2 protein-coding genes are annotated in these 2,567 nt (G+C 42.0%); both read right to left on the reverse strand.

Annotated features, from left to right (window positions below):
- Window positions 1–146: 146 nt before the first annotated feature.
- The gene (gene istB / locus IEW48_RS16400) at window positions 147–905 is read right to left on the reverse strand and encodes an IS21-like element helper ATPase IstB (protein WP_011888502.1); all 759 of its coding nucleotides are present in this window, start codon (window positions 903–905) and stop codon (window positions 147–149) included.
- A complete protein-coding gene (gene istA / locus IEW48_RS16405) occupies window positions 902–2,431 on the reverse strand; it encodes an IS21 family transposase (RefSeq protein WP_188624693.1) in 1,530 nt (509 codons plus the stop codon). Before istA ends, istB begins: the two co-directional genes overlap by 4 nt.
- Window positions 2,432–2,567: the final 136 nt, after the last annotated feature.

Consider the following 2,567-nt stretch of genomic DNA (forward strand, 5'->3'; position numbering starts at 1 on the left):
CTGTTTTTGTCAATAATAAATTGAGCCAGAGCGATCACTTCAAAAGTGAGCCACTTTTAGAATCAGAGTTCCCATAAATGGGAGAGGGTGGGTGTTTGGATGATTTGCCCCTAGGGGCAAGTCATCCAAACACTTCGCGCATCTGGCTACCACTCCCCATTTTCCCTCTGTTTCATACTTTGACGGAATCGATAAGATTCTCCGTTTAGAAGAAGAATGTGCGAACGGTGAGTGAGCCGATCAAGCAACGCTGCTGTCATCTTTTCATCCCCAAAAATGTTCGTCCATTCTACAAATTCAAGATTTGTTGTAATGATGACACTTGCACGTTCATAGCGATTGGAAAAGAACTGAAATAATAGCTCTGCTCCTGTTTTGGAAAAGGGGATATATCCCAGTTCATCTACGATGATCACATCATATTTGAGCCACTTCTTCTCAAACGCACCAAGTTTGTGCTCTTCTTTAGCAATAAGCAACTCTTCCACTAACTCGGAAGCAGTAATGAATTTTGTTTTGTAGCCATTTTGGATCATGGCGATTCCAAGCCCAATGGCCAAATGGGTTTTCCCTGTGCCACTATTCCCTAGAAAAATAATATTCTCTTTTCTCTCTGCAAACTCACCTTTTGCGAGTGTGAGAAATCGATTTCGATTTAAGCTCGGCATGAAAGTAAAATCATAGGTGTCTAAAGTTTTGTGGATGGGAAAGGCAGCTTGTTTGAGCCTTCGCTGTCTTTGATTTTCCTCTCTTGCCTGCACTTCTGCTTCTAATAGTGCCAATAAGTATTCTTCATACCGTAGATTTCTTTCTTCTGCCTCTCTTGCGAGAGAGCGATATTGTTTCGCAATTGTAGGCATTCTCAATTGCTTCGTGATATGGTCTAAAAGGATTTCCGTTGTCATTTCATCTGACCTCCCGTTAATTGTCCGTATTGAGCTACGTTTGCCGTTTGAATTTTATAGTCTAGTAGATTTACAGGCGTTTTCTCCTTAGATAGATCTTGGACCTGCAAGTAGTTATTCGTCAGTCTTTGAATGATTTCATGGACGACTTCGTACCGATAGACCTGCGCTTGTTCAGCTTCTCGTAGTGCTTGTGTCAATTTTTCCATCCCGATTTCTCGATGAAGGAGAAGGAGTTGGATAAATTTACGGTCGCCCGCGGCTCCTTCTTGTTCCCTCATTTTTCGGTGAAAACGCCTAAATACATCCGGAAGGTCAGATGATTGAAATGCATGGGCGTCCCGAATCGCTCGCGGTTTTTTTAATAATGCCTCCAGATAATGATCTAGATTGGTGATCATCTGGTTTCGTTCGTAAGAACGAGGATGTTCAGCGATCACTTGATTTTGAGCCACAACGATCACATGATCGACAAACATTTTTGCCCATACAGCTTGACCTACATAACTACAAGGGACAGAATACTGATTGGTCTCCACTGTAATTAAAGAGGTCTTATTCACCTGACAAGAGACCAACCGGCAAGCTTCAAACTTCTTTTCAGGGAGTGGGTGTAGATACTCCTTTTCTTTCGCCCACATTTGCGCAACCGTTTCTTTAGTGAACGGAACGGTTTTTTCTTCCGCCTCTCTCAAACACCAGTCCAATAGATAAGCGTTTAATTCCTCCAGCGATTGTACGTCCGGAAGCGGAACGAAGGCGTTTCTTCTTACGTATCCGACCGTCCCTTCCACTCGTCCTTTTTCATTCCCGGAACGAATATTACAAAACTCTGCCTTAAACAAATAGTGGGCTTGTAAGGCTAGAAAAGCATCCTGTTCGAGACGATCTCTCCCTTGGAGTATTTTTACTACAGCCGTTTTTAAATTATCAAATACCCCTTCGGTAGGTACTCCTCCAAAGAATTCAAACGCATGGACAAAGCCATCTAAGAAAGCCTCCTGTTTCTCATGCAGGTATGCTCGTACAAATCGCATTCGACTTGCCGAAAGTTGCATACAAAAGAGGTAAATCCGTTGTGTTCGACCCTGTAGAATAATATCCGCCTCTCCCCAGTCGAATTGGAATTGGTGGCCGAGTTGAAAATCAAGGGGAATAAAGACTTCCTGCAGCTTTTTCTTACGTTTGGCTACAACCTTACGGATGTTGGACTCAGATCCTTTGAAATTGTACTCATCGACTAATCTTCGATAAATTCTGGCAGCGGTATGGCGTTGTTTTCCCCAACGTTTTAGATCGTCTTCGAGCCATTGATCAATAATGGGTAAGACTCGCTTTGTTTCATCGGAATACTCCTTTCCATGATAGTTTTTCTGCCGATGAATGGTGGTTGGAGCCTCATTCTGTTTTAGATATTTGCTTACGGTATTTCTTGAAATCCCTAATTTTTGAGCAATTTGTCGTTGGGATAGCCCTTCTACCTCATACAAGAATTTGATATGATGAAATTGAGCCATCTTGATCATCCTTTTTCTCTCCCTCTGATGAAAAGTTTAAGCACTTTCAATCATAAGGGAGGTAATGAAAATTGGAAATCAGGTGGCTCATTTTTTATGTGATCGAACCCTTCAAAAGTGGCTCAATTTTAAATTATCAAATACA

The organism is Caldalkalibacillus thermarum (assembly GCF_014644735.1).
Classification (GTDB): Bacteria; Bacillota; Bacilli; order Caldalkalibacillales; family Caldalkalibacillaceae; genus Caldalkalibacillus; species Caldalkalibacillus thermarum.